Genomic DNA, 23958 nt, shown 5'->3' with positions numbered 1-23958 from the left:
CGGAGGATGATGTGAAAAGCCTCCTGCGCCTTTGTTTGAACGATGCCCCCTAGTGGGGCAACAACAACTAACAGGCTTCGCCTTCCTGATGGATAAATCTACTACACAAACTTTTTGACGCTACCCGCGGATAACGCAAGGCGGTTGGATAGGGCAGAATCACCTGCCCTATTCAGCCGCTTTGCGCGTTCAAGCCCCAATAGAGTACATTTACTTGCCCTATTCAGCCGCTTTGCGCGTTCAAGCCCCAATAGAGTACATTTACCTGCCCTATTCAGCCGCTTTGCGCGTTCAAGCACCGTTATGAGAGTCCCTCTGGGGCTCTTTTTTTATGGGCATATCGCCTTATCTTTCTACAACCAAATCCCCAGCTTCGACAATAGTCATCGGGACCCGTTCACAATCTCACCATAATGTGGTTAATTAAATACTGTCGAATTTCAACCATGAAACGACAACTAGGAGGATCGACATGAAACGTTGGACCGTTATTCTGACAATAGGCGCACTGCTAGTGACAGGCGTTATGAACACTCCACTGCCTGCGGCGCATGCCGCACAGACTACTGCATTTACAGATATTAACAAGCATTGGGGTAAGGCTACGATTGAGGACATGGTCGCACGCGGCATTTTGGACGGTTATCCCGATGGAAGCTTCCGGCCGAATGAACCGGTGAAGGTCGACCAGTTTATTAAAATGCTCATTTTGTCCTACACGGACCTGCATCCGAACGGTGAGCGCAGCTGGCGGCAAACGTTTCTCGACTCGCTGAGCGAGGAGAATCGGACGATTCTGTCGCAGGACTATCGTTATTATGACTTTAAGCCAGGCACAACCGGCTATTGGGCGAAGCCTTTTATCGACGTAGCGAGTGACCTGCATTTTCTGAACAAAGGACGCTACAGCGACTTCCAAGGAAATATGACGCGGGAAAATGTAGCGGAAGTGCTGTACTATGCGCTGCAGGAGACCGAGTATTTGGAGGACGAGCAGTTCAGCCACTCCGTTGCGCAGTCGTATGGCGATTTGACGAGCGCATCAGACCGGATGCAGAAATTTATGGCGGAATCGCTCGTGAAGGGCATAATGCAAGGCTACCCGAATGGGCGATTCGGCGTTGGCGATTATGTGACGCGTGCGGAATCGCTCGTTATTTTGAACCGGTTGACGGATAAAAGCAAACGGATTCCCGTTGCACCATCAGCAGACAAGCTGCAACGGCTCGTTCCAACCTCAGGCGGCGGGCAGAAGGTAATCGTATTCCCGGACAAGCGGATGTGGGATGCTTATGATGCTCTCGTGAAAGCCGGCGAGCTGCGCGGCGCGAATCACGACCTGCTCAACACGACGCTGCGCTTGTTCAAGGACCAGAACGAACGCAACGCCGTGCTAAGCGGCGGCGCGCCAGGCGCAGAGAAGCCAACTGAAGAAGTTGCGATGTGGCTGGACCCTGCTTACAACACCTACGGCATAACCGTACGCTTGCGGGAAGGCACGCTTGCCCGCAATACAGAGGCGGTTCAGCTATTCGGCAATCAGCTGTTCGGCTACGACGCTTTTGCGTTCCATAAGTGGTTCGCAGCAGTATGTACCGAGGTGGAAGCCGGCCGTCCTCTTGCTTCCAAACAGATTACGATAGGGTCGGACACCGTTAATGTCTTAGTCGATAATACTGCGAAGACCGTTATTTTCTCAGTTGCAGCGAAGAAGGCATAACTCGTTCTAGCCTAGCGCCTAATGCCAAAAAGCAGCATGCTTGTCCAACAAGGACGGGCATGCTGCTTTCTATATTGCGAGATGTTACGGATGGATTCCGTGCTTCTCAGCGAACCGTTTCGGAATTTTCCTGCCACAACAGCTTCTTCGGGTCAACGCGTGGCACAAGCCCTTCGTCCGCTGCACGATTGAGCAATGCGCTTACCGCCGCGTATCCATCCTCGCCGAGATTGGCTGTAAACTCATTCACGTACAAATCGATATGCTGCTTCGCAACCTCAGGCGACATCTCCTGCGCATGGCACATGACATACTCCTGTGATTGGTCGGGATGCGCCCAAGCATATTCGACTGATGCACGCGCCCAGCGGGCAAGCGAAGCGATATCCATCGAACGGCGGGCGATAATCGCGCCAAGCGGAATAGGGAGCCCCGTATCCGACTCCCACCAGCTGCCCAGATCCTGCATGAGCTGCAAGCCATAGTTCGGATAGGTGAAGCGAGCCTCGTGAATAACGAGCCCTGCATCGATCAATCCGTCGCGTACAGCCGGCATAATTTCGTGGAACGGCATGACGACGATATCCAGTTGCCCGCCAGGAACGTGATCGGCTGCCCACAGCCGGAACAGCAAATACGCCGTCGAACGGTCGCTCGGAACGGCAACCCGCTTCCCTGCGAGGGAGGCCGGATTCATTGGGTGCTCGCCCTCTCCGCCCTTCACCAGTACGAGCGGCCCACAGCCGCGTCCAAGCGCACCTCCACATGGTAATAGCGCGTATTCATCCAATACGTAGGGAAGCGCTGCATAAGAAATTTTGAGCACCTCAGGCCCCTCGCCCTTCGCTGCCCATTTGTTCGTAATGTCAATATCGGCATATGTCACGTTCAGCTCCGGTGCGCCAGGAATGAGCCCATGCGCCCATGCGTGGAAAACGAACGTATCGTTGGGACAAGGTGAAAAAGCAATGTTTAGAGCCATAATGTCATAGCACCTCCGTCAAAATATCAAATGCTCTAGTTAGTGACTGCAGCGCATCGCCAATTCGCCATGCAGCCCGGTCCCGTGGGCCTACCGCATTCGAAATTGCCCGCAGCTCCATGGCAGGAATGCCCGCCAGCTGTGCCGCAACGGCTACGCCATAGCCTTCCATTCCTTCGGATGCGGCGTCTGGATTGCGCTTCGCCAACTGTTCTGTCCGTTCAGCCGTGCCTGTAGCGGTCGACACTGTCAGTGCAGCTCCACATGTGGCGCGCATGCCTGCTGTTAGCAAGGCATCCTTTAGGCGCGATGCGGCAGCCGAATCGACCGCAACTTGGGATGAACCAAAACCAAGCTCGTCGACGCTGAGGAACCCGCCCTCCTCTTGCGTCTGGGCACCCAAATCGGCGGCAATGATTCGCGTCGAAACGACGATATCGCCAATTGCCGCTTGTGCTGGAAATCCGCCGCCGATGCCTGCGCTGATCACAAGGCGATATTGCATGTTGGATTGGGCTAGCTTTGCCGCCGTATTCGCCGCTGATGCCGCCGGGCCAACGCCCGCCGCAATAACGTCAACCTGCGTTGTTTCCCCTAAGCCCCGAAGCACCGCTTCCCGCTCCGCTTCAACAGCCGTAACGATTAGAATGCGGCTTTCCTGCAGCTTTTTCGTCTCCCCTGGTGTGCTGCTCATTTCGCTGCTGTTCAATCTCCCCATCTCCCGCTTGTTATGTTAATTAACGACTATTGCCGAGTTTACACGATTCGAGTGGGGGTTACAACTTCTCAGTTTGGCTTGCTTATGCATAAAAAAGACGGCACCGGTTCACCGATGCCGCCTGCTGCCATTTTATACGCGAATATCTAATTGCCCGCCAAGATGCGGCTGAACCGATTGCTGCTGCATCATTTGGACGATGCCCTGCGCCTGTGTTTCCGCTTGCGACATTGCCTTGCCCAGCAGTGAAATGCCTACAGCTTGCGATAATGCCGAGCGGCTCATCGCCGAAGATAGTGCTGCAATATCCATGTTCATCCCTCCCTTATGGTTTCTATCGGCAGAAGCGCGCCCGCTCGACAGCATTTTCCACATCTTAGCTTAGGGCTTGGGCAATTCGATTATTGCTCGCATTCGCGGTACAATAAGAGGAGAACATTACCTACATATGCAGGGAGGAACTAAGCATGCCCGTAACCAAACAACAACTCGAACAGTATGCAGAACTGATCGTGAAGGTCGGTGTCAACATTCAAGAGGGACAGGAGCTATTCGTCACATGCTCCATCGACCAAGCTGAGCTTGGCCGGCTAATCGCCGCACAAGCTTATGAGGCAGGCGCAGCTAACGTTCATATGGAATGGACGGATGAAGTGACCTCCCGGTTAAAATACGAGAAAGGCGCGGACCGCATTTTCTCGGAATTCCCAGAATGGGAAACACAAAAACGCGACGCATTCATTAATCGCGGCGCTGCATTCGTTGCTGTCGTATCGTCCAGCCCGGATTTGCTCAAAGGCATTGATCCAAACCGCATCGGAAGTTATCAGAAAGCGGCCGGCACTGGCTTGCAAAACTACCGTCGCGCGATTCAATCCGACCAAGTCGCTTGGACCGTCGTCGCTGCTGCTTCGGAAGCTTGGGCAACTAAGGTATTCCCGAATGCAGAACCCGCGCAAGCCGTCGACCAGCTGTGGAAAGCCATCTTCGACTCGGTGCGCCTCAGTACGCCGAATCCGGTAGAAGCATGGGCTGCCCATAACGATAATTTGCATGCTAAGGTTCATGTACTCAATGACAAACGTTATGCAAAGCTGCACTACCGTGCGCCGGGCACCGATCTAACGATCGAACTGCCGGAGAAGCACCTGTGGGTTGGCGCAGCTAGCGAGACGAAGAACGACATTCCGTTCATGGCGAATATGCCGACGGAAGAAGTTTTCACCGTGCCCTACCGCGACGGCGTTAACGGCTATGTGTCGAGCACAAAGCCACTCAGCTACGGCGGCAACATTATCGACAACTTCAAGATTACGTTCGAGAACGGGCGCATCGTGAAGGCGGAGGCGCAGCAAGGCCAAGATATTTTGCAGCAGCTCGTCGAAACGGACGAAGGCTCGCATTATCTCGGCGAAGTCGCGCTCGTGCCGCATGAATCAGCGATTTCGCAATCGAACATTTTGTTCTACAACACGCTGTTCGATGAGAACGCGTCGAACCATCTGGCCATCGGCAGCGGCTACGCATTCAACGTCGAAGGCGGCAAGCAAATGACGCCAGAGGAGCTCGTCGCAGCAGGCGTCAATGCAAGCATCACGCATGTCGACTTCATGATCGGATCCGCCGAAATGGACATCGACGGCATTCTCGCCGACGGTACAGCCGAGCCTGTGTTCCGCAAGGGGAACTGGGCGTTCTAAATTGGTGTAAGTTGAAAAGGCAGTGCAGGGAGTCGCTCCTGCACTGCCTTTTTGGTGTTGGCGCGGAGCGCCTTGACGGTGAATAGGGCAGGTTTTTATGCCCTACCCACCTGTGCGCCCGCCCTCCCCTACCGCCTTATCGGTCCCGAGCCGATAACGCCGTAGCGGTACAGCGCCTTCCGGCCGAACCAGCCGACGAGCCGATCCGTCACGAAGCCCATCAGGCCAAGGCTAATCAGGCCGACGAATATCCAATCCGTGCGGAAGTATAAGCGTGAGTTCCAAATAAGGAAGCCAACGCCCTCGTTCGCCGCGATCATTTCTGCCCCGATAATGGCCATGTACGATGTTCCCATCGCAATTCGGATACCGGTGAAGATGTACGGCATCGTCGCTGGCACGACAACGTGGAGCAAAATCTGCCACTCCGAAGCGCCCATGCTTCTCGCCGCGCGAACCTTGTCTTCCTCGACGGCGAGTACGCCAGTCAAGGTATTCATAATGACGATGAACAGCGTCGCATAGAGGATCAGCGCGATTTTGGACTGCTCGCCAATGCCGAACCAGACGAGAAACAGCGTAATGAAAGCGATCGGGGGAATGAATCGGATGAAGTTAAGGAATGGCTCTGCGAACACGCGAATCGCATTCACCTTCCCAATCGTCAGTCCAATCGGAATCGCGAGCAGGCTGCCCAGCGCCCAGCCGATAAACACTCGGTAAAAGCTAATGCCGATATAACGAACGAGCGAGCCATCGCTCAGCAGCTCCTGCGCGCCCTTCCACGTATCGTCTGGGCCCGGAATAATTTCCGGCCCGTATGCGGCTGCAGCCGCTTGCCAGATGGCGAGGCCAGCCACCCACAGCACCACTAACGACACCCATTTGTACTTAAAGATATTCATCCGAACGACCCGCTTTCCTTAGTGTTAGTGATCAAAATGCCCCTGAATCGTCCGGTCCAGCTCATGGAAAGCAGGCGACGAAATATCCCGAGGATAGTCCAGCGGCACATCATAAATATGCGTAATCTGGGACGACGGCCCCGCCGACATAATGCCGATCCGCTGCCCGAGCAGCAGCGCTTCTTGAATATCATGCGTGACGAAAATAACTGTCTTGTTCGTCTCCCGCCAAATGCTGCTTAGCTCCCTCTGCATCGTCCGCCGCGTCATCGCATCGAGCGCACCGAACGGCTCATCCATAAGCAGGATAGCCGAATCATTGGCCAGCACGCGGGCAAGCTGCACCCGCTGCTTCATGCCGCCTGACAGCTCTCGCGGAAACTTGTTCTCATGCCCGGCAAGCCCAACCATCGCAATATATTTCTCCGAAATGGCCGCTCGCTGCGCCTTCGGCATTTTTTTCATTTTCAAACCGAATTCAACGTTCTGCCGAACGGTCAGCCAAGGGAATAACGATGAATCCGCCTGCTGGAATACGACCGCCCGATCCTGTCCCGGCTTATCAACCTCCACCTCACCGACGCGGAGCTGGCCGCCCGATTTCGAGACGAAGCCAGCAATCATATTGAGCAGCGTCGACTTGCCGCATCCGCTCGGCCCGAGCAGGACGAAAAACTCGCCGCCTTTGATCAATAGGTCAACGTCTTGAATGATATAGTGGAGCGCGCCTTTCTTCGGCATGGCGTAGCTTTTGTTCAACCGTTCAATGGTAATCGCATTCGCTGGGGCTCCCAGAGACATCGCGTTCCCTCCTTCGTTACTTGGTGTATGTGACGCGGTTCGGAACCGCTTGTTTAACAGCATCGAGCGAAATTTTGCCAGCGAGGTCGAAGTCGTCCTTAATGACGCCATTATCGACCATATATTTCTTCTGTTTGGACAAGCTGTCGAACGCTTCCTTCGTGAAGCCAATCGTCCAATTTTGCGCTGGCAGATCCATTAATGTCGCATCCTTCGGCTGCTTCACTTCTTTATAAAGAATGTCCGCAACCTCGTCTGGATTGGACTTGATAAATTGCGAAGCCTCGTCGAGCGCACGAATGAAATTCGCAATCGCTTCCGGATGCTCCTTCACGAGCGAATCCGGCGCAATCAGGTCACCGCCCGTACGCACATTCGTTTTCGACATATCCGACAGCTGATGGACGCCTTCAATGGCCTCAAACTTGCTGATCATCGCTGCGCCGTAGGCCCAAACCGCATCGACCTCACCTTTTTTCAACGCCACGTACGCTTCGTCAAAACCGCCCTGTCCAACGACTTTCACATCGTCCAACGTAAGATGGTTTAGCGTCAGGTAGTCATCCCACAGGTAAGAAATGAATGTGCCGCGGAAATTGCTTACCGTCTTGCCCTTCAGGTCTTCCGGCTTCTGGATTTCGTCGCGTACATAGAGCTTCCAATGCGCTGCACTTTCATCACTCAGGCCCGTTCCAGTCGTCGCGATGATCGAGTATTCGCCTTTGCTTGCCGCGTTTAGAATCGGAAAGTCCGCGCCGTATGCGACGTCTACCTGCTTAATGAACAACGAATTAATGCCTTCTGCCGGCGTTGCAAAAGTAACAAGCTTAGCGTCGATGCCATATTTGTCGAACAACCCTTTGCTCTTCGCGACGCGGAATACCGGATTGGACAAAATATCCGCGATTTTGATCGAAATTTGATCCTGCTTCGTGCCGTCCGCTTGCGCAGCTTCTGCTGGCTTGTCCTTCGATCCGCAACCCGCCAAAGCGGCGGTTACGAGCAGCAAGACGGCAATCAAGCTTACGAATTTGATTCTGTAATGGTTTATGTTCAACATGGCTATCGACCCCCAATGATTTGTGTATGTTAATTGTCGTCCAACTTCTCATCCGTACGTGCGACGCACAGCGCGCCATCCTCGTAGGAGAATGCACCTTCTATCTCTACGACCGAATCAGAGCCTGTGCTTGCAGCGCCCGGTACGCGGAATGACGCGATATCCAGCGGCTCAATCGCCGTCTCTACCGGCTTCTTCAACTGCGGTACCCACTCGTAAGGCACGCGATACGAACGGTATACCATGTTGGCGTTCCGTTTATTTTTGTAAGGCGAAACATATTCCCACACAAGCTCATGGTCGCGCGTCACCTCGAATAGTCGGCCGTCCGCACCTTCCGTTATGAGCGTATTGCCGTTAGGCAAGCGCTGTGCCGAACTAATATACGGACTATAGAACCGGTACGAATCGAGCGGCGCTTGGAAGCCCGCTTCCGTCGGCGTGTACTGCCATTCGATCTCCAGCGTCACCGGATTAATTTCGAGAATGCGGGAATGGTCGCGCACTGCGTTTTTCTGGCCGTACGTCGAAGCTGGATTTGGCGAGCCATAGCCAGCCCATCCGCCGTTATCGAATACGAGCAAATTGCCTTCGCCCGGCAACCCTCTAGGAATGATGTGCGCATGATGCTGGCCGATAATCCAGCCAAGATGCTTCACTTCTGGCAGCGAATAGTCCGGTCCGAGCTTCCAGACGATATTGCCGGTCTTCTTGTCGATGATCGCAATAATGTTTGACTCGCGCGCATCCCAGATAATATTTTCCGGATGGAAACGCTCGTCGCCAGCATCGTAAAATTTGTTCGGGCCAACCTCAGACATCGAGTTGATATGCATCCAATCGCCGCCCGTGTCATTGCCGAATGAACGGCCATTCGGATCACGGAACAATACATTCTTAGCCGCTTCATCAAACCCTAACTCGTGAAAATGGTCGCTGACCGCCCATTCCCAAACAACGTTCCCCTCCCAATCGACTTCGATAATCGTATCGTCGAGCAGCAGCTTGTCGGAAATTTCAGGCTTATGCACATTTTTATGGGCCAAAATAAGCGTATTCCCGCCATTCGTGCGCGGTTCCTGGCCTGGCGCATAATAGCCGACCGGATTGCCAGCCCGCTGGTAATCATGATGCGCACGGGCCATCCATTGCGGTTCATTCTCTGGGTCTTCGATATATTCATAGCGATCGAACTTCCAGACGATGTTGCCGTCCCAATCGACCTGAACCAGATTCACTTCATCTTGGAAGCCAAACCGCGGGTCGCGCTCCTTCGTGCTGCCAATGACGTAGCCGCCAGGCAAAATTTTGTTCGGGAACCCACGCAGCCCTTTCCACAAATGAACTTCTTTGCCGCTCATATCGATCAGCAGTGCGCCTTGGTCAGCTGCTTGGAAAATCGTGTAGCCGCCCCACGCTTTCTCTGGATTAAATACCGTCGTGCCTGTCGGATAAATAGATGGATGTCCCATAGTTCATGTCTCCCTTAGCTCGTTTTTGTTTGGTTGTAGCTATCTCTTTAATCGCTTTATTTAATAGCTGATAAAGTTCCGTTTCTCTTGTTGCGATTGCGTCTGGATTTGCGCCTGCGTTTGCGTTTGCGCCTGTGGCTTATCCATCTCCGCCGCTTGCGGCTGTTGCTGCCTGCTCCCGACGTTGTCCGGTTGCTCAGCATTGTCCTTGGCCAGTGAAAGAATCGTCTCCGACAATCGTTCGAGATTGTCGATCATTCGCCGGTACGTTTGCTTCTGCACGTCCAGCTCCTCGGCTGTGAAACCTCCAAACAGCACATCAATGCTGCTTGGGCCGATGTTCTTATGGCGATCCAGCATCGCGCGCCCTTGCGCCGTGATGTCTAGCAAAACTGTACGCCGGTCCTCCGGCTTGCGGTTGCGGACGGCAAAATGTTTTTCTTCCAGCTTGTCGCATAGGGCCGTTATCGCGCCTGAGGTGAAGTCAAGCTCCTCTGCTAGGTCGCTTAACCGTTGTTCACCGTCGCGGACGATTTTGTTCAAAATCATCAGCCCCGGCAGCGTAATGCCTTCAATCGTAATTTTGTCGCGCTCCTTGACGAACTTTCGGACCATTTTGCGAAACAGCCAATCCAGTTCTTCGAGCGTTCCTGTCTCCCTCGTGTCTATGCGATGCGCCCCTCTCCTTGCCGTCAGGCAACAAAAAAGGCTCGACATCCGGTTCAATCCGTCATGACGAGAGCCGCCATTAAGATTGAAGCGTATGCGAGCCTTTGGTTGGTCCAATCGGCATATGTTTGATCATTCAACGCTCATTATTTTAGCTTTAAAATAATGAGCAGCAATTGAATTAGATTTAAATCAATTTGTTGACCTTATATTAATCCGTTAATTCATACCCGTCAAGTAGGTATTTTAAAATTGTTGTTGTCGGTGCTGTTGTTGTTGCTGTGGCGACACGCTCCCCCCTGCACCCACACCTCTATCCGCTAACGGACTCAGGAGCCGTTATTTGCCCAAAATAAAACCTTTTAGATTTCTAACGGATCCAGCTGCCGTTATATAGATGCAAATGCCCCGTTAACGCAGCAAATTCACCAAATAAGGTCTCTGGTGTCCGTTACAGCTGAAGAATCGCAATTTCACCCAAAATAACGGCCATACGGTCCGTTGGCCACAGCCTGCGCGATCAAATACGAATTTAGCTAATGCTACTGCCTCTACTCCAGCACCAGTACCTGCGCCTCACCTTTGTCTTCTCCCGCTCCCCGTCCCCCCCTGCACCTCCAAAAAAACTTGCTCAAACTCACGCCCCTACTCCAACACTATCGTCTGCACCTGCTCCAGTAACTACATCTCACCTACTCATGTAACTACGTCTCACCTACTCATGTCGCACTTGCAGCCTACGCCAACTCTAGCTCACGCATCTGGAACCGCACGCCCGCAGTCGCTAACGGACCCAGGAGCCGTTATTTGCCCAAAATACAGCCGTTTGAATTTCTAACGGACCCAGCGGTCGTTATATAGCTGCAAATGCTCCGTTAACGCAGCAAACTCACTAAATAAGGTCTCTGGTGTCCGTTACAGCTAAAAATTCGCAATTTCACCCAAAATAACGGCCATACGGTCCGTTAGCCACAGCCTGCGCGATCAAATACGAATTTAGCTAATGCTACTGCCTCTACTCCAGCACCAGTACCTGCGCCTCACCTTTGTCTTCTCCCGCTCCCTGTCCCCCCCTGCACCTCCAAAAAAACTTGCTCAAACTCACGCCCCTACTCCAACACTATCGTCTGCACCTGCTCCAGTAACTACATCTCACCTCCTCATGTAACTACGTCTCACCTACTCATGTCGCACTTGCAGCCTACGCCAACTCTAGCTCACGCATCTGGATCCGCACGCCCGCAGTCGCTAACGGACCCAGGAGCCGTTATTTGCCCAAAATACAGCCGTTTGAATTTCTAACGGACCCAGCGGTCGTTATATAGCTGCAAATGCTCCGTTAACGCAGCAAACTCACCAAATAAGGTCTCTCAGGTCCGTTACGTCTAAAAAATCGCGATTTTACTCCAAATAACGGCCATACGGTCCGTTAGCGACAGCCTGCGATTTTCATATGCGCATTGCCCCATAGCCAGTGGCTCGCTGCTAGCGGTTACAGCCAACGGGCGCATAACTACGCAGCTGCTGGCCTCGGGCAAACGAGGCCCTTGCGTGTCCAGCCACAGCCACTGCCATCTAAGCGCGCCCGCGCCCCGAGCGCTGCGGCATCACAGCGCACAAAAAAAAGCCCCAGCACCACCGGAATTTCCGGAGGGCCGAGGCTTTTATATTAGGAGTTAACGACTGCGTGGCCGCCGAACTCGTTGCGAAGCGCTGCTACTACTTTGCCCGAGAACGTGTCGTCTTGCAGCGAGCGGTAACGCATCATGAGTGACATTGCGATAACCGGCGTTGCCGTTTGCAGGTCGAGCGCCGTTTCCAGCGTCCATTTGCCTTCGCCGGACGATTGCATAACGCCTTTGAGGCCGTCAAGTTTCGCGTCTTTGGAGAATGCATTTTCCGTCAGCTCCATCAGCCACGAGCGAATAACGGAACCGTTGTTCCATACTTTCGCAACTTGCTCGAAGTTGAAGTCGAAGCCGCTGCGCTCCAGCACTTCGAAGCCTTCAGCGATCGATTGCATCATGCCGTACTCGATGCCGTTGTGCACCATTTTGAGGAAGTGGCCGCTGCCGCTTGCTCCTGCATACAGGTAGCCGTTTTCTACGCAAATGTCTGCGAACAATGGCTCAACAGCCTTGAACGCGCCAGCGTCTCCGCCGATCATTGCGCAAGCGCCGTTGCGTGCGCCTTCCATGCCGCCGCTCGTGCCAACGTCGAGGTAGTGAATGCCTTGCGGCAACAGCGATTCGCTGCGGCGAACGCTGTCTTTATAGTTAGAGTTTCCGCCGTCGATGAGCGTGTCGCCAGCCGAGAGGAGCGGACGAAGCGTCTCGATAACGTTCTCCGTCAATTCGCCTGCTGGAACCATCATCCAGATAACGCGCGGCGCTTCCATAAGTGCTACGAGTTTCTCAAGTGAATCTGCGCCAGTTGCGCCTGCTTCCTCGATCCGTTTGATTGCTGCTGCGTCTACGTCGAAAGCAACAACTTGATGGCCATGATCCATTGCGTTAAGCGAGAGGTTGTAACCCATTTTTCCTTGTCCAACGATACCGATTTTCATGATGATATATACTCCCTTGAAAAAAAATTTCTTCCTAACACAAGTATACGAAAAATATTTCATAACGTAAACCGAAAAATCAAAATAAGTTTCACACCCGTTGAATATGGTATACTAACGCAAAGCCTCCTAACAGAAGGGAACGGGTCGACATGGTTCAAAACATACTCGGCAAAATTCGCTCCTCCTATGCCAGGTTCAGCGAGAAAGAGAAAAAAATTGCCGACTACATGCTTAACAACCCTGAAAAGTTCATTCATAGCACGATAAACGAAGTCGCCGAGGATTTGAATGTCGCAGAAGCGACCGTATTCCGTTTCAGCAAACGGATCGGTTACAAAGGCTATCAGGCGATGAAAATCGCTCTTGCTACCGAAGTTCGAAGCCCGGTCCAGCAAATTTATGAGCAAATCAGCGAGCAGGATAACGAGAAAACCGTCGCTGAGAAGGTGTTCAAATCCAATATTCAAACGCTCGAAAATACGTATCAAATTCTAGACGGCAATGCCATTAAACGTGCGGTGGAACGGCTCGTTCGCGCGCAGCGCGTTCATTTCTATGGCACAGGCGGTTCAGCCGTTATCGCCATGGACGCTTTTCACAAATTTATCCGTTCCGGCAAGCAATCGTTCGCCTTCTTGGATTCGCACTTTCAGCTGATGTCCGCCGCCCAACTGACGAAGGATGATGTCGCGGTCGTCATCTCGCATTCCGGCACGAATAAAGATACGATTCGCATTCTCGAAACCGCAATTGAAAACGGTGCCATGACGATCGGCATTACCGGATTTCCCAAGTCGCCGATCAGCCAGAAGGTCGACGTCGCGCTCTATACGAGCTCCGAGGAAACCGAATACCGCTCGGAAGCGCTCGCGTCGCGGATCGGACAGCTTAGTTTGATCGACGCCCTCTACGTTAACGTCATGATGAGTGATCGCGTGGATGCGAAGCATTCGATGGAGAAGGTACGTGAAGCAATTTCGGATACGCGCCTTTAAGCGTTCAAAAATAACGGAGCCCACAACAGCATGCGCTGCCTCATCACGATGCTCATTGCCCGTCGGGAACAGCACGCGTTCACGAAAAAGCTAGCCCTAAATCCGCCAGATCGACGTAACCGCCTCCCCTGCCGCATATAGATAAGGCAAAGCTTGCATCGGATGGAGGCGGAGCATCGTGATCGATTGGACTGCATTACGGCATCGCATTGAAACGATGAAAACCCAACTGCTAGCCGGCCAGTCGCAAGATGGCGCCTGGCGCATGTGTATCGATTGCGGCACGATGAGCGACTGCTATTATTTGGCCGTGCTTCGGCTGCTGGATGTTCGAGATGAGCCGCTCATACGGTCCCTCGCAGAGCGAATCGTCTCGCGCCGCTCGCCAGAAGGCGTATGGCGGCTGTTCCCCGATGAACGTGAAGGCAGCTTGGAAGCAACGGCTGAAGCCGTGCTAGCGCTTTTGCTTTCCGGCGTTTATACCGAAAGTGACCCCATCATTGTTACTGCAAAACGTTTCATTCGCGAGCAAGGCGGGCTTGCCAAAATTCGCTCTTTATTAACGCAAGCGCTGTTCTGTGCAGCCGGCCAAGCCGAATGGCCCCAATCGCTCCAAATCCCGCTAAGTGCATGCTTTGACAGCAAAGGCCCATTGCCGAGGCTGTTTCAGCTGTCTGGACATGCACGGGTCCACCTGGTCCCGATCCTCATCATGGCCAACAAGCGTTTTGCGCTTCGAACGGCTTATACGCCGGACTTGTCCGAGCTATTTCTCGGCGGACCGCCTCGTTTTGACAATGACTCCCCCATTGTTTCTGCGCTTAACAGCTTATTCGGCGCCTTCTCCGGCCTACTAGCTGGCGGCAATGCCCCTTTGTATGAGCCTGCCGTTACCTTCCTTCTGGAACGAATCGAACCTGATGGCACGCTCCTCACTTACTCAACCGCTACTGTGCTAATGCTGTTCGCCCTCAATTCCGTTGGCCGGCTGCCTACCGATCCCATTATTACTGGCGCAATCCAAGGCATACGCTCGCTGTTATGCGGCAACCCGCCTATGGTCCAAATCGCTACGCCTACGGTGTGGGATACCGCCATGCTCGCCTATGCATTGCGTGAAGCTGGCGTTACGCCTGCGCATCCAGCCCAGCAACGCGCAGCCCGTTTCATTCAAGAACGCCAGCAATCGAGATACGGCGATTGGCGCATTCGCAATCCCGGCACTTCGCCAGGAGGCTGGGGCTTCTCCTACGTCAATACACGATACCCGGATTGCGATTGTACAACCGCTGCCCTCCGCATTATTCAACCCCATTCGAACATGCCAACACAAGGACATGCCGCTTCTTCCGAGCCATGGGAACGTGGGTTAAACTGGCTGCTCTCCATGCGCAACGACGATGGTGGCTGGCCAGCGTTCGAGCGTAACGGCAAGCCGCTGCCTGAGGGTCTTTTCGGCTTTACGGGAGCCGCTGAGATCGTCAACGACTTGTCGACGCCTGATTTGACAGGGCGAACGCTTCACATGCTCGGCGAATCGCTCGGCATGTCCACCCAGCAGCGATGGATGTCGAGCTCTGCAAGGTGGATGCTCTCCCAGCAAGAAAAGGATGGCAGCTGGTACGGGCGCTGGGGAATCACGTATACGCATGGAACGGGAGCCGCTGTGCTTGGCCTAACGGCAATCGGCCTCACCCCCGGCCATCCGGCAATTACGCGTGCTGTGAAGTGGCTGCTCTCGATCCAGCAGCCTGATGGGGGGTGGGGCGAATCATGCTATAGCGACCAACGCCGCCGCTACGTGCCGCTAAGCTTCAGCACTCCTTCCCAAACCGCATGGGCGCTTGACGCGCTCACAGCCTCTTCCCCTTCGCCAACGCCGGAGCTGGAGCGAGGCGTACATGCACTGTTGCACATGCTCGAATTGCCGCCTCAACAGTGGACCCGCTACCCGACAGGCGCTGGGCTTGCTGGCACCGTGTACGTCCATTATGAAAGCAACAACTGGATTTGGCCGCTCCTGACGCTTGCACGAATCGAACGCAAATTCCGCACCCATCCGGGATAAACGAAGCGCCCTGCAGCCCAATCATGAATCATGCTACAATACAAGCAACCACATGCATCCTCATCGATGCGTTAACAAAGGAGCTAGTGCAGAACAATGCCCCACCTATTATTCCGAGGAATCTCTCCCCAGCAGCTTCATCCCGTTGCACAACAGCTTGCCGAGCAATTAGCGAGCATCTGCCAATGCGGAACGGACAATTTCACAATGGATTGCCTGCATACGACCGCTGTCTATGGCGGCGCAGGCGAACAATCCTTTCCCTTCGCCGAGGTAGCATGGTTCGAGCGCGGCGACGAAGTGCGCGGCCAAGTAGCTGCAGCCATTACCAAGCAGCTCGCGAACCTAGGCCTTACTGACATCGAAGTTGCATTCCGAACGTACCGTGAGGATAGCTATTATATCGATGGCGTGCCTTGCTCGGCGTTATAATCCAAAAAAGACGGCCTGCCACGCGCGATGAAGATGCGCCAGCAAGCCGTCTTTTTAGCTTGATTTGCGAATAAGCAGATAAACGATAAAGCCTATGATCGGGAAGAAAAAGATCATGATCGCAATTCCTAAAGCAAACAACGGCTCTTTGCCATGCCGAAGCGCATCCCGGAACGCCCATACAATCGTAACGATATGAATGACGGCCAGGATAAGGGCAAAGAACATGAAAAACAACAAAAGGATGCCAAAACCGCCAAATACACTTGCTGAGCTGTAATCATCCATAGGTCGCCTGCACCTTTCCTTTCTTCAATCGATATGTCGAGGGTGCCCATGGATATATACGCCAATTTTACCCAAATGTTGCTATCGCTTCCGTACATGCTGCTTATGAGGTAGCCAACGTCCGGTACCAGTAACGGTAAGCGGGCTTAAAGCCCGTTTTCCCATACAATCGAACCGCAGGCGCATTGTCGCTCACAACTGCCAAATAGGCTTGCTGCGCCCCGCTAAGCTTCGCCCATTTCAACATATTCAGCACGAGCTGCTCCCCGTAGCCTTGGTTACGATAGGCGGGCGCAGTCGCGATATCATAAAGCCCCACATAGCCCCGCTCCAGCACAGCTGACCCGCACGCTACATTTTGATCCCCATCATAAAGCGTAAAGAAGCAGGCCAGCGGCATAATCCCGTTCAAAATTTGTTTCATTGCCGCTCCAGCAGCAGGATCGCTCGCCTCCGACATTTCTAAATATTGGGCTATCCAGCGATCTGTGGGCTTCACGCTCATCTCAACGGTATACAAGCTCGGCTCTGGTACGCTATCCAAGGTTTGCGCCATAATGACACTTCGCCCCTCCTCGCTGTAGCCATAGCCGGCAAGCTGCTCATCTAATTGAAGCCATTCAGGTGCATCCGTCAGTTTAAAAATGACCGGCTGCCCCTGCTCAGCATATAAACGCTCGCACACCGCAATCCGCTCCTGCCAATCGGCTTCGATTCCGGTGTTATACATCGGATATACAGCATTCGCACGCTTCGTATATCCGTTGGAGAAACGTGCCACCCACCCATCGACCATGACTGTCCGCAGTGCTGGCCAAGCATTCATCATTAGTTCCTCTACCTTCCCTTGCATGCTCCGATCCCTCTCTCTTCTGTTCTTGTTATTATAATTATACACTTTAATGAATAAACATACAACCGAATGTACAACACACCCTATCCCCACTTGACCTTGCTGCCAAGACATGCTATCGTTCACATTAACCGTTAAGATTAAAGGAGTTATTGCACATGAGCGAACAAAACGAAGCAGTGACACCTGCAGCCGAAGAGCAGCAACCAAAGAAGCTCTCCCAAGCAGAAGCAGCGAAAGCCCTTCTCGCACAGAAGAAGCAAGGCAAAGGTCCTGGCCAACAGCAGCATCAACAAAGCGGCGTCGCTGAAATGAAAACACAAAATAAGAAAAAACCGAATAACCATCGCAGAAAAATGGGTGTGTGAGCATTTGCTTCACACCTGTTTTTTTTGTTCGAGTAGCCCAAACTTCCTATTCCCATGTCGATATGGTCGTGTTATAATGTAAGCGCTAACAATAATATCTTCCAACGAGGGGGCTTGAGGAAGAATGCGTATAGCATCCGATCCGATTCACAATTTGTATGACTTTGAAGTCGAGAGAGACATTCTATTCTTCAAAGTAAATCGGCAAGGCCTGGTCAGCTTTCATGGCGTCAACTATAACTTAAAGAAACCGATGTCCAGTGAGCAGCTAGCCAAATTGACGCAAGAAGGAACATTCGCTGCAGTAGCATCCAATTGTTACGTCAATCTGCAAAAAGTAATTTCGATGAATGAAGATAGCGTTTGCCTTGGCCGCGATGCTACCGAGTACAAAAATCTCCCATTGTCCAAGCGTCAGCTGCAAGGGCTAAAATCCCGGATCGTGGCATCACATCGCATCTCCTCATAATGAAGCGTACAAGCTGGCACTGTCCTTGGGATGGGCCAGCTTTCGTTTTGCGCATAGCTGCGTTTACGAATAACTTCCCAATGGACAAAAAAGAACCGAAGGGCTCACGCTCTTCGGTTCTTTGTCAATTGCATATTCCATTATTCGCCTGCTGGCGGCGTAAATGAACGGGCTGCGAAATCAGCGTCCATCATGTAGAAGGCGTTGCTATCCTTATCGATGCGCTTCAGCTTCTGGATGATGCCGTCGAACAGCGCTTCCTCTTCCACCTGCTCGTCGATGAACCATTTCAAGAAGCCAATCGTTGCATGCTCCCGATCGTTCCAAGCGAGGTCAGACAGATGGTAAAACCGTTTCGTGTTCACTTGCTCGTGATGGTAGCCTGCTTCGAACACTTCAAGCATCGATGCATATTCGTTCTTCGGCGTGTCCATGCCGCCAAGCGTGGCGCGTCTGCCGCGGTCATTGAGGAACTTATAAATTTTCATCGCGTGGAACCGTTCTTCCTCTGCCTGCACGATGAAGAAATTAGCGAATCCATCAAGGCTTTCTGCCGAACAGTAAGCTGCCATGGCAAGGTAGACGTGAGCGGAGTAAAACTCAAAGTTCATCTGTTCATTCAACGCTTCAACTAATGTATCGTTCATTGCGGGATCGCTCCTTCCAATCATTTCTTGTCGTTTGCTTGAACTAAGTATAGTATACCCCGCCTGCAATCGACAATGAAAAAAAGGTCCCGCTGGCAAAAATTCATAAATGAAGATAACCGTTCTCAGCCAATAGCAGCTTGGATTTTTTTGCGAAGCTTCTTAGGCGTGGGGGCAGTTACGATCGTTGACTTGCCGACCATAGCGAAGCATTCATGTTTGCACACTCTGCAGCGGCCAAGGCATTCTTCCTTCTTATGCTTCAAATCAGGAAACTCGTTCTTCACCGCTTTAAAAACTGGCTTTGCATCGTAGTTTTTAAGATTCTTCGTGCAATACTTAATTTTCAACGCTTTCACCCCGCACGCTCTCATTGGATTAATCGTTCTCATTGAGAATTATTCTCTATCATCAATGATAAGAATTATCATTCTCGTTGTCAATAGCAAATATGCCATTCCTGTCCATTTGCCTGTGTTCATTAGATTGTCAAACTTCTTCTTTTTCGATTCCTGAAGGAATTGGTTAGCGATTTGTCGAATTATGTCATCGCTATCATGAGAAAGGAGTTTCACACTTATATGAAACAAAGATTCCGCTATCATTCTAAATTAGTAAAAACTGCTACAGCTGCCGCACTCAGCTTATCCCTATGGTCAGGGGGCATCTCTTCTGTGTTGGAATTGGCGCCTTCTGCCCCACATAGTTACGCAGCTGTGCCAGCTCCATCTTCATCTATCGTACAGCCAAACCAAGTGTACAGCTATTCGGTCATGTCGAGCGACATAAAGAAGCTTGCAGCCCGATATCCTGGCCTCATCAAGCCATCTTCAATTGGTTCGAGCGAATACGGCCGCGATCTATTGAGTTTCGAGCTTGGCAAAGGCCCGGCTATTATTTTATTGAACGGCTCCCATCATGCACGTGAATGGATGACCACCATCTGGCTGATGGCCATGACAGAATACTATGCCAAAGCCTATGAGAATAATGCGAGCTGGAACGGCATTCGCGTACGCGAATTGCTTGATCATGTAACCTTCCGCATCGTTCCGATGGTTAATCCCGACGGCGTCACCCTTCAACAGCAGGGACCGAGCGCCTTTCCTGCAGCTGACCGCCCTGCACTCATTCGAATGAACGATGGCAGCGCGAATTTCAAACGATGGAAGGCTAACGGCAAAGGCGTCGATCTCAATCGCCAATATCCAGCCCAATGGCCATACATCGCGAACCCGGCTTCCGCGCCTCATTATATGAACTACAAAGGCGCCGCTCCGCTGCAGGCGAAAGAATCCAAAGCGATGGCCAATCTTGCCCAAATGATTAACCCTGAGCTAGCGATCTCCTATCATACTGCTGGCGAAATTGTGTATTGGAATTTTCATACGCTTGCGGAAAACGTAAGCCGGGACCGTGCGATTGCAACGTCTTATGCCGCCATGACGGGTTATCGGCTCGTGGCTCCCACAGCCAACCCATCAGGTGGAGGCTTTACCGATTGGTTTATTACCCAATTCCATAAACCGGCGCTTACGCCAGAGCTAGGCCGTGCTAACGGCAATAGCCATGTGCCATTATCCGAATGGAATCGCATCTGGGGACAAAATCGCGACACCGGCTGGATGTTCGCAGAGCGCGCGTATTCCCAATGGATGAAAAGCCAGAAGGCGACAGAAGCTACAGGAGCAATTCGCCTTACGCGTACGGAGACTGCCTACGCCTCGCCTGAGCTTCGCGCGAAGCAGATAGACTCGATTTTTACAGGGAAATATACGTTGCTTCGCACCAAAGGCGATTGGGCTGAAATTAAAGTTGCCGGCGGATCACGCTGGATTAATAGCAAGTATACGTTAGCCGGACCATTTGATCCGATTGCCGAGCCGCTCGTAACTGCGGACCAAGCGATTGCAATGTACCGCTCGCCGCTTGACGCAGAGCCGATGCAAGATAAGCTATCCGCTGGCATCTCCTTGCCAGTCATCGACAAGTGGAAAACATGGCTGCTTGTCAAAACGCCGTCTGGCACTTACTGGATCAAAGCAAGCACGGTGCATGCCGTTCCAGCAAAACCGACGAAGCCCGATCCAACTCAAACGCCTGAGCCTGAGGATAACAATAACAATACGGATCCAGCCGAGGAAACGCCTGCAACGGAGACAAATCCAAGTACGCCGGATTCAAATCCCGCTCCTGCCGGCGAGCATGAAACCGGATCCAGCCCTTCAGTGGAAACAGGCGAACAGCCGGCGAATCCAACCGGATCATCTTCCAGCACGACAAACGAATAGATAAGCTTCCAACCTATGGGCATCTCGTTCGCGAGATGTCCATTTTTATTTGGTTGACAATAAGACAAGTGGTTGTAGAATACAATTATATAGATTGTTAAGGCGAGGAGCACACACCTATGAGTGCTGAACAATTAGTGGCCACAGCTGATGATCGCAAGCAGCCTGAAACGGCGCCAGAAGCTGCAAGCCGGCAACAAACAGCCATGTTCCTAGATGCTGGAGATAGCCAACGAATTAGGCTTCAGCCCTTCCCTGTACTATGGCGGCACGAGCAGAAGGATCAACTGCAGCATGCGATTGATTCGCTAGACCGCGTATATGAAGAAGGCTTTGCGCAAAGCGGCGCTATTTTGCGAGGGCTCAATGGCAAAGATGTACTTTCGCTTATTCAATTAAGCCCACAAGCAATTAGCGATGAATCCAGCTTTGGGGCGGTCGCGATGCCTAACCGCTACCATGTCGAGCGTGTTGACCATAGAACCGGCAATAGCCATACTGCAATTGGGCAAGGAACGGTTCCGTTTTACTGTGTCGTGACGTTTAAGCTAACGCCAGGCAAACAGAATGAGCTGCTTGCCTCTTTTGAACGCGCGTTGGCACACGTACGCAAGCAGCCTGGCTATATTTCGACGAGTTTATTGCTTAGCCAAGATGGCCGAATGGCTGTTCAAATCGGCCAATTCGAGAATCGGCAGCATTTTCGGGCTAGCCTGCGTCAACGCAAAGCAATTGGGGTATTGGCTCATGGGGTGTTTCGCCGAATGAAGGCTTCTTTCTGTGGGGTTTGGCCGAAGCTGCCCCGTATTCGACTGTATGAACAAGCACATGCTGTTGCACCAAAAGAGCCTTATTCCCCAAACATATAAGTCGAGATTACCAGCAATAGAAAAGGAGTGCGGAAGGTTTGTCACTACTATCAAGATTACTGAACCGACGATTCTTTTATTTCACTGTCCTCTTATTGATTAAAGGTGCGTTAGCCTGGTTTGTCGTATTCGACGAAGGCCCTTCCGCTATGACGCTTGTAACGGAAATCCCCTTCTTCTGGGCTATTTTTTGCCTGATCGAGTGGCTTGCAACGAAGCGGAAAATTTTATATTACATGGTCGCCAATTTATTATTCTCACTGCTCTATTTCACTGTTCTCATGTATTACAAATATTACGGCATTATCGTTACGTATCATGCAATTAGCCAGGCCGATAAAGTTACAAAAGTGGGCAACAGCACCTATTCGTTGCTTGACCCGTACTACTTGCTTATTTTCTTGGACATCATCGTCATTGCTGTATTAGTATGGCGCCCGCGAGCAAAGCCAATTCGCCAAGCTGCTGTGATGAAGCCAATCAACAAGCCTGTGATTTCGATTATTTTTGGCATATCCGTCATTCTATGCTTGTTCAATATCTGGCCTAACCGCGCGAGCATGAATGAGAACAAGCAAGCCGAAGAGATGGGCATCCTGAACTACGAGGTATACACGATCTTCGCAGACAGCACGGAAGACGAGGAAATTATCGATAAGAGCGAGATTACACAGCAAGCGATTGATTCGATCAAAGCGCTGCAATCGCCTGAAGCTCCACGTTATTTCGGCACTGCAAAAGGCAAGAACGTCATTATTTTGCAAATGGAATCGTTCCAAGATTTTCTCATTGGGCTCAAAATCGACGGCAAAGAAGTAACGCCGAACATGAATAAGCTTGCTGCGGAAAATATTCATTTTAACAATTTCTTCACGATGGTTGGGCAAGGCACGACGTCAGATGCTGAATATGTCGTCAATACGTCGTTATATGTGCCAAAGCACGAGGCTGCAACCGAGCATAATGTGGATAAAGCATTGCCGAGCTTACCGAAGCTCATGCACGCTAATGGCTATACGACCGCAACGTTCCATACGAACAAGGTTGAATTCTGGAATCGCATCGAGCTGTATAAGGCACTCGGTTGGGACCATTATTACGACCAAGCGTTCTTCGGTGACGAGGACCATGTTGCGTTCGGCGCATCGGATGAAGTTCTGTTTGCGAAGACAGCGAAGCAATTGGAGAAAATGGATCAGGCGGAGCAGCCATTTTATGCGCAGGTCATATCCATGAGCTCCCATCACCCATTCGATATTCCGGAATCGAAAGTAAAAATGCAATTGCCTGAACAATTCGAGGATACGCTCGTAGGCAATTACCTTCTCGCCCAAAACTATGCCGATTACGCGCTTGGCCAGTTTATTGACGACCTGAAAGCCGATGGCCTGTGGGACAACAGCATCGTCCTGTTCTACGGTGACCATCAAGGGCTGTCGCTCTATTCGCTCGACCGCAAGGAAAAAGATTTGCTGCAAGATATGCTCGGACATGAATATGGCTACTCGGACATGTTTAATGTTCCACTCGTCATTCATGCCGGGGGCATCGGTTCTCCTGCTCTCATTGAACACACAGGCGGGGAAATCGACGTTATGCCTACCATCGCCAACCTAGTGGGCGTTTCGATGGACAACCAAATTCACTTCGGCCAAGATATTTTGAATGAGAGCTCGAACCTGCTGCCGATGCGGCACTTCCTGCCGACCGGATCTGTCATTACAGACAATCATATCTTCCTGACGGGCAACGCATATGCAGATGGTTCTAACTACTCGTTGCAAGACAATACGGTCACTTCATTCGGAACGTCTGAAGAGCAATATGCCCGCGGCATGGAGCTTCTGAAGCTCTCCGACAGCTACGTGAAGCAATTGCCGGATAAATAAGGCTGCCCGGCTGTGGGCGGGCGGGAGCCTTCATTAGCAAGACGCACAAATAGGAGGGCAGAGGATTCTGCCCTCAGGCTGTCGAGAAAGTCTCGGCAGCCTTTCTTATGTGCATGTAATTTAACACGACACCGCGTTAATATAGTATAATAGTGGTAATAACTTATGAACGGATGGTGTCACATGCTGCGTT

General features: G+C 52.0%; 23 protein-coding genes. 10 read left to right on the top strand and 13 right to left on the bottom strand.

Annotation, left to right across the window (positions count from 1 at the left end):
- Nucleotides 1-472 precede the first annotated feature (472 nt).
- On the top strand, nucleotides 473-1720 hold the full coding sequence (locus GON22_RS24605) for an S-layer homology domain-containing protein (protein WP_160398723.1): 1248 nt from the start codon (nucleotides 473-475) through the stop codon (nucleotides 1718-1720).
- 106 nt (nucleotides 1721-1826) lie between these two features.
- Here the strand turns inward: GON22_RS24605 and GON22_RS24600 are convergent, their stop codons facing one another.
- The 3 genes from GON22_RS24600 to GON22_RS24590 all read right to left on the bottom strand — a co-directional run bounded on the left by GON22_RS24600 (nucleotide 1827) and on the right by GON22_RS24590 (nucleotide 3732).
- The gene (locus tag GON22_RS24600) at nucleotides 1827-2702 is read right to left on the bottom strand and encodes a 1,4-dihydroxy-6-naphthoate synthase (RefSeq protein ID WP_160398722.1); all 876 of its coding nucleotides are present in this window, start codon (nucleotides 2700-2702) and stop codon (nucleotides 1827-1829) included.
- Between the two features lie 4 nt (nucleotides 2703-2706).
- Nucleotides 2707-3420 (bottom strand): futalosine hydrolase, encoded by a 714-nt coding sequence (locus GON22_RS24595; protein WP_237179336.1) that lies wholly within the window; start codon nucleotides 3418-3420, stop codon nucleotides 2707-2709.
- Between the two features lie 132 nt (nucleotides 3421-3552).
- Nucleotides 3553-3732: a YjfB family protein gene (locus GON22_RS24590; RefSeq protein ID WP_160398721.1), complete on the bottom strand. Its 180-nt coding sequence runs from the start codon at nucleotides 3730-3732 to the stop codon at nucleotides 3553-3555.
- Nucleotides 3733-3887: 155 nt separating this feature from the next.
- Here GON22_RS24590 and GON22_RS24585 point away from each other — a divergent pair, with 155 nt between their 5' ends.
- Nucleotides 3888-5120, top strand: coding sequence for an aminopeptidase (locus GON22_RS24585; RefSeq protein WP_160398720.1), 1233 nt, complete (start codon nucleotides 3888-3890; stop codon nucleotides 5118-5120).
- 128 nt (nucleotides 5121-5248) lie between these two features.
- Here GON22_RS24585 and GON22_RS24580 read toward each other — a convergent pair whose 3' ends face one another.
- The 6 genes from GON22_RS24580 to gnd form a co-directional block, all read right to left on the bottom strand.
- Nucleotides 5249-6025 carry an ABC transporter permease gene (locus tag GON22_RS24580; RefSeq protein WP_160398719.1) on the bottom strand — a complete coding sequence of 259 codons (777 nt, stop codon included), beginning with the start codon at nucleotides 6023-6025 and terminating at the stop codon, nucleotides 5249-5251.
- 24 nt (nucleotides 6026-6049) lie between these two features.
- Complete coding sequence (locus tag GON22_RS24575) at nucleotides 6050-6826, bottom strand: ABC transporter ATP-binding protein (protein WP_160398718.1); 777 nt, start codon at nucleotides 6824-6826, stop codon at nucleotides 6050-6052.
- A 16-nt stretch (nucleotides 6827-6842) separates the two neighbouring features.
- On the bottom strand, nucleotides 6843-7886 hold the full coding sequence (locus tag GON22_RS24570; RefSeq protein WP_160398717.1) for an ABC transporter substrate-binding protein: 1044 nt from the start codon (nucleotides 7884-7886) through the stop codon (nucleotides 6843-6845).
- A gap of 29 nt (nucleotides 7887-7915) precedes the next feature.
- Nucleotides 7916-9358, bottom strand: coding sequence for an aryl-sulfate sulfotransferase (locus GON22_RS24565; protein ID WP_160398716.1), 1443 nt, complete (start codon nucleotides 9356-9358; stop codon nucleotides 7916-7918).
- Between the two features lie 60 nt (nucleotides 9359-9418).
- A complete protein-coding gene (locus GON22_RS24560) occupies nucleotides 9419-10075 on the bottom strand; it encodes a MarR family winged helix-turn-helix transcriptional regulator (RefSeq protein WP_160398715.1) in 657 nt (218 codons plus the stop codon).
- Nucleotides 10076-11696: 1621 nt separating this feature from the next.
- Nucleotides 11697-12593: a phosphogluconate dehydrogenase (NAD(+)-dependent, decarboxylating) gene (gene gnd, locus GON22_RS24555; RefSeq protein ID WP_160398714.1), complete on the bottom strand. Its 897-nt coding sequence runs from the start codon at nucleotides 12591-12593 to the stop codon at nucleotides 11697-11699.
- 152 nt (nucleotides 12594-12745) lie between these two features.
- On the opposite strand from gnd, the gene GON22_RS24550 reads away from it, so the two are divergent.
- The 3 genes from GON22_RS24550 (at nucleotide 12746) to GON22_RS24540 (ending at nucleotide 16091) form a co-directional block, all read left to right on the top strand.
- Entirely contained in the window at nucleotides 12746-13591 is an 846-nt protein-coding gene (locus GON22_RS24550) for a MurR/RpiR family transcriptional regulator (protein ID WP_160398713.1), read from the top strand.
- A 178-nt stretch (nucleotides 13592-13769) separates the two neighbouring features.
- Nucleotides 13770-15659: a prenyltransferase/squalene oxidase repeat-containing protein gene (locus tag GON22_RS24545; RefSeq protein ID WP_160398712.1), complete on the top strand. Its 1890-nt coding sequence runs from the start codon at nucleotides 13770-13772 to the stop codon at nucleotides 15657-15659.
- Between the two features lie 96 nt (nucleotides 15660-15755).
- Entirely contained in the window at nucleotides 15756-16091 is a 336-nt protein-coding gene (locus GON22_RS24540; protein ID WP_160398711.1) for a DUF1904 family protein, read from the top strand.
- Between the two features lie 54 nt (nucleotides 16092-16145).
- Here GON22_RS24540 and GON22_RS25870 read toward each other — a convergent pair whose 3' ends face one another.
- A complete protein-coding gene (locus tag GON22_RS25870; protein WP_237179335.1) occupies nucleotides 16146-16379 on the bottom strand; it encodes a hypothetical protein in 234 nt (77 codons plus the stop codon).
- Nucleotides 16380-16482: 103 nt separating this feature from the next.
- Complete coding sequence (locus GON22_RS24535; protein ID WP_160398710.1) at nucleotides 16483-17232, bottom strand: GNAT family N-acetyltransferase; 750 nt, start codon at nucleotides 17230-17232, stop codon at nucleotides 16483-16485.
- 158 nt (nucleotides 17233-17390) lie between these two features.
- On the opposite strand from GON22_RS24535, the gene GON22_RS24530 reads away from it, so the two are divergent.
- Together GON22_RS24530 and GON22_RS24525 are read left to right on the top strand one after the other, a co-directional pair.
- The gene (locus tag GON22_RS24530) at nucleotides 17391-17600 is read left to right on the top strand and encodes a hypothetical protein (protein ID WP_160398709.1); all 210 of its coding nucleotides are present in this window, start codon (nucleotides 17391-17393) and stop codon (nucleotides 17598-17600) included.
- Between the two features lie 124 nt (nucleotides 17601-17724).
- The gene (locus tag GON22_RS24525; RefSeq protein WP_160398708.1) at nucleotides 17725-18069 is read left to right on the top strand and encodes a hypothetical protein; all 345 of its coding nucleotides are present in this window, start codon (nucleotides 17725-17727) and stop codon (nucleotides 18067-18069) included.
- A 140-nt stretch (nucleotides 18070-18209) separates the two neighbouring features.
- Here GON22_RS24525 and GON22_RS24520 read toward each other — a convergent pair whose 3' ends face one another.
- Both GON22_RS24520 and GON22_RS24515 read right to left on the bottom strand, forming a co-directional pair.
- Nucleotides 18210-18716, bottom strand: coding sequence for a ferritin (locus GON22_RS24520; protein ID WP_160398707.1), 507 nt, complete (start codon nucleotides 18714-18716; stop codon nucleotides 18210-18212).
- A 125-nt stretch (nucleotides 18717-18841) separates the two neighbouring features.
- Nucleotides 18842-19075 carry a DUF1450 domain-containing protein gene (locus tag GON22_RS24515; RefSeq protein WP_160398724.1) on the bottom strand — a complete coding sequence of 78 codons (234 nt, stop codon included), beginning with the start codon at nucleotides 19073-19075 and terminating at the stop codon, nucleotides 18842-18844.
- 222 nt (nucleotides 19076-19297) lie between these two features.
- Here GON22_RS24515 and GON22_RS24510 point away from each other — a divergent pair, with 222 nt between their 5' ends.
- From GON22_RS24510 to GON22_RS24500, 3 genes are all read left to right on the top strand, one after another.
- Nucleotides 19298-21007: a M14 family zinc carboxypeptidase gene (locus GON22_RS24510; protein WP_160398706.1), complete on the top strand. Its 1710-nt coding sequence runs from the start codon at nucleotides 19298-19300 to the stop codon at nucleotides 21005-21007.
- 119 nt (nucleotides 21008-21126) lie between these two features.
- Entirely contained in the window at nucleotides 21127-21876 is a 750-nt protein-coding gene (locus GON22_RS24505; RefSeq protein ID WP_160398705.1) for an antibiotic biosynthesis monooxygenase family protein, read from the top strand.
- A gap of 38 nt (nucleotides 21877-21914) precedes the next feature.
- Nucleotides 21915-23765: an LTA synthase family protein gene (locus GON22_RS24500; protein WP_160398704.1), complete on the top strand. Its 1851-nt coding sequence runs from the start codon at nucleotides 21915-21917 to the stop codon at nucleotides 23763-23765.
- Nucleotides 23766-23958: the final 193 nt, after the last annotated feature.

The sequence above is a fragment of the Paenibacillus sp. MMS18-CY102 genome (assembly GCF_009789195.1).
Classification (GTDB): Bacteria; Bacillota; Bacilli; order Paenibacillales; family Paenibacillaceae; genus Paenibacillus_T.
The sequence above is the reverse complement of the archived record's forward strand: the minus strand, read 5'-3'. Positions and strand labels throughout refer to the sequence as shown.

Coding starts and splice junctions, on each gene's coding strand:
- GON22_RS24535 (WP_160398710.1), bottom strand. CDS start 17,232: ATGCAAGGGAAGGTAGAGGAACTAATGATGAATGCTTGGCCAGCACTG.
- GON22_RS24600 (WP_160398722.1), bottom strand. CDS start 2,702: ATGGCTCTAAACATTGCTTTTTCACCTTGTCCCAACGATACGTTCGTT.
- gnd (WP_160398714.1), bottom strand. CDS start 12,593: ATGAAAATCGGTATCGTTGGACAAGGAAAAATGGGTTACAACCTCTCG.
- GON22_RS24530 (WP_160398709.1), top strand. CDS start 17,391: ATGAGCGAACAAAACGAAGCAGTGACACCTGCAGCCGAAGAGCAGCAA.
- GON22_RS24570 (WP_160398717.1), bottom strand. CDS start 7,886: ATGTTGAACATAAACCATTACAGAATCAAATTCGTAAGCTTGATTGCC.
- GON22_RS24565 (WP_160398716.1), bottom strand. CDS start 9,358: ATGGGACATCCATCTATTTATCCGACAGGCACGACGGTATTTAATCCA.
- GON22_RS24560 (WP_160398715.1), bottom strand. CDS start 10,075: ATGTCGAGCCTTTTTTGTTGCCTGACGGCAAGGAGAGGGGCGCATCGC.
- GON22_RS24580 (WP_160398719.1), bottom strand. CDS start 6,025: ATGAATATCTTTAAGTACAAATGGGTGTCGTTAGTGGTGCTGTGGGTG.
- GON22_RS24520 (WP_160398707.1), bottom strand. CDS start 18,716: ATGAACGATACATTAGTTGAAGCGTTGAATGAACAGATGAACTTTGAG.
- GON22_RS24575 (WP_160398718.1), bottom strand. CDS start 6,826: ATGTCTCTGGGAGCCCCAGCGAATGCGATTACCATTGAACGGTTGAAC.
- GON22_RS24540 (WP_160398711.1), top strand. CDS start 15,756: ATGCCCCACCTATTATTCCGAGGAATCTCTCCCCAGCAGCTTCATCCC.
- GON22_RS24585 (WP_160398720.1), top strand. CDS start 3,888: ATGCCCGTAACCAAACAACAACTCGAACAGTATGCAGAACTGATCGTG.
- GON22_RS24505 (WP_160398705.1), top strand. CDS start 21,127: ATGAGTGCTGAACAATTAGTGGCCACAGCTGATGATCGCAAGCAGCCT.
- GON22_RS24595 (WP_237179336.1), bottom strand. CDS start 3,420: ATGGGGAGATTGAACAGCAGCGAAATGAGCAGCACACCAGGGGAGACG.
- GON22_RS25870 (WP_237179335.1), bottom strand. CDS start 16,379: ATGGATGATTACAGCTCAGCAAGTGTATTTGGCGGTTTTGGCATCCTT.
- GON22_RS24590 (WP_160398721.1), bottom strand. CDS start 3,732: ATGGATATTGCAGCACTATCTTCGGCGATGAGCCGCTCGGCATTATCG.
- GON22_RS24525 (WP_160398708.1), top strand. CDS start 17,725: ATGCGTATAGCATCCGATCCGATTCACAATTTGTATGACTTTGAAGTC.
- GON22_RS24550 (WP_160398713.1), top strand. CDS start 12,746: ATGGTTCAAAACATACTCGGCAAAATTCGCTCCTCCTATGCCAGGTTC.
- GON22_RS24605 (WP_160398723.1), top strand. CDS start 473: ATGAAACGTTGGACCGTTATTCTGACAATAGGCGCACTGCTAGTGACA.
- GON22_RS24510 (WP_160398706.1), top strand. CDS start 19,298: ATGAAACAAAGATTCCGCTATCATTCTAAATTAGTAAAAACTGCTACA.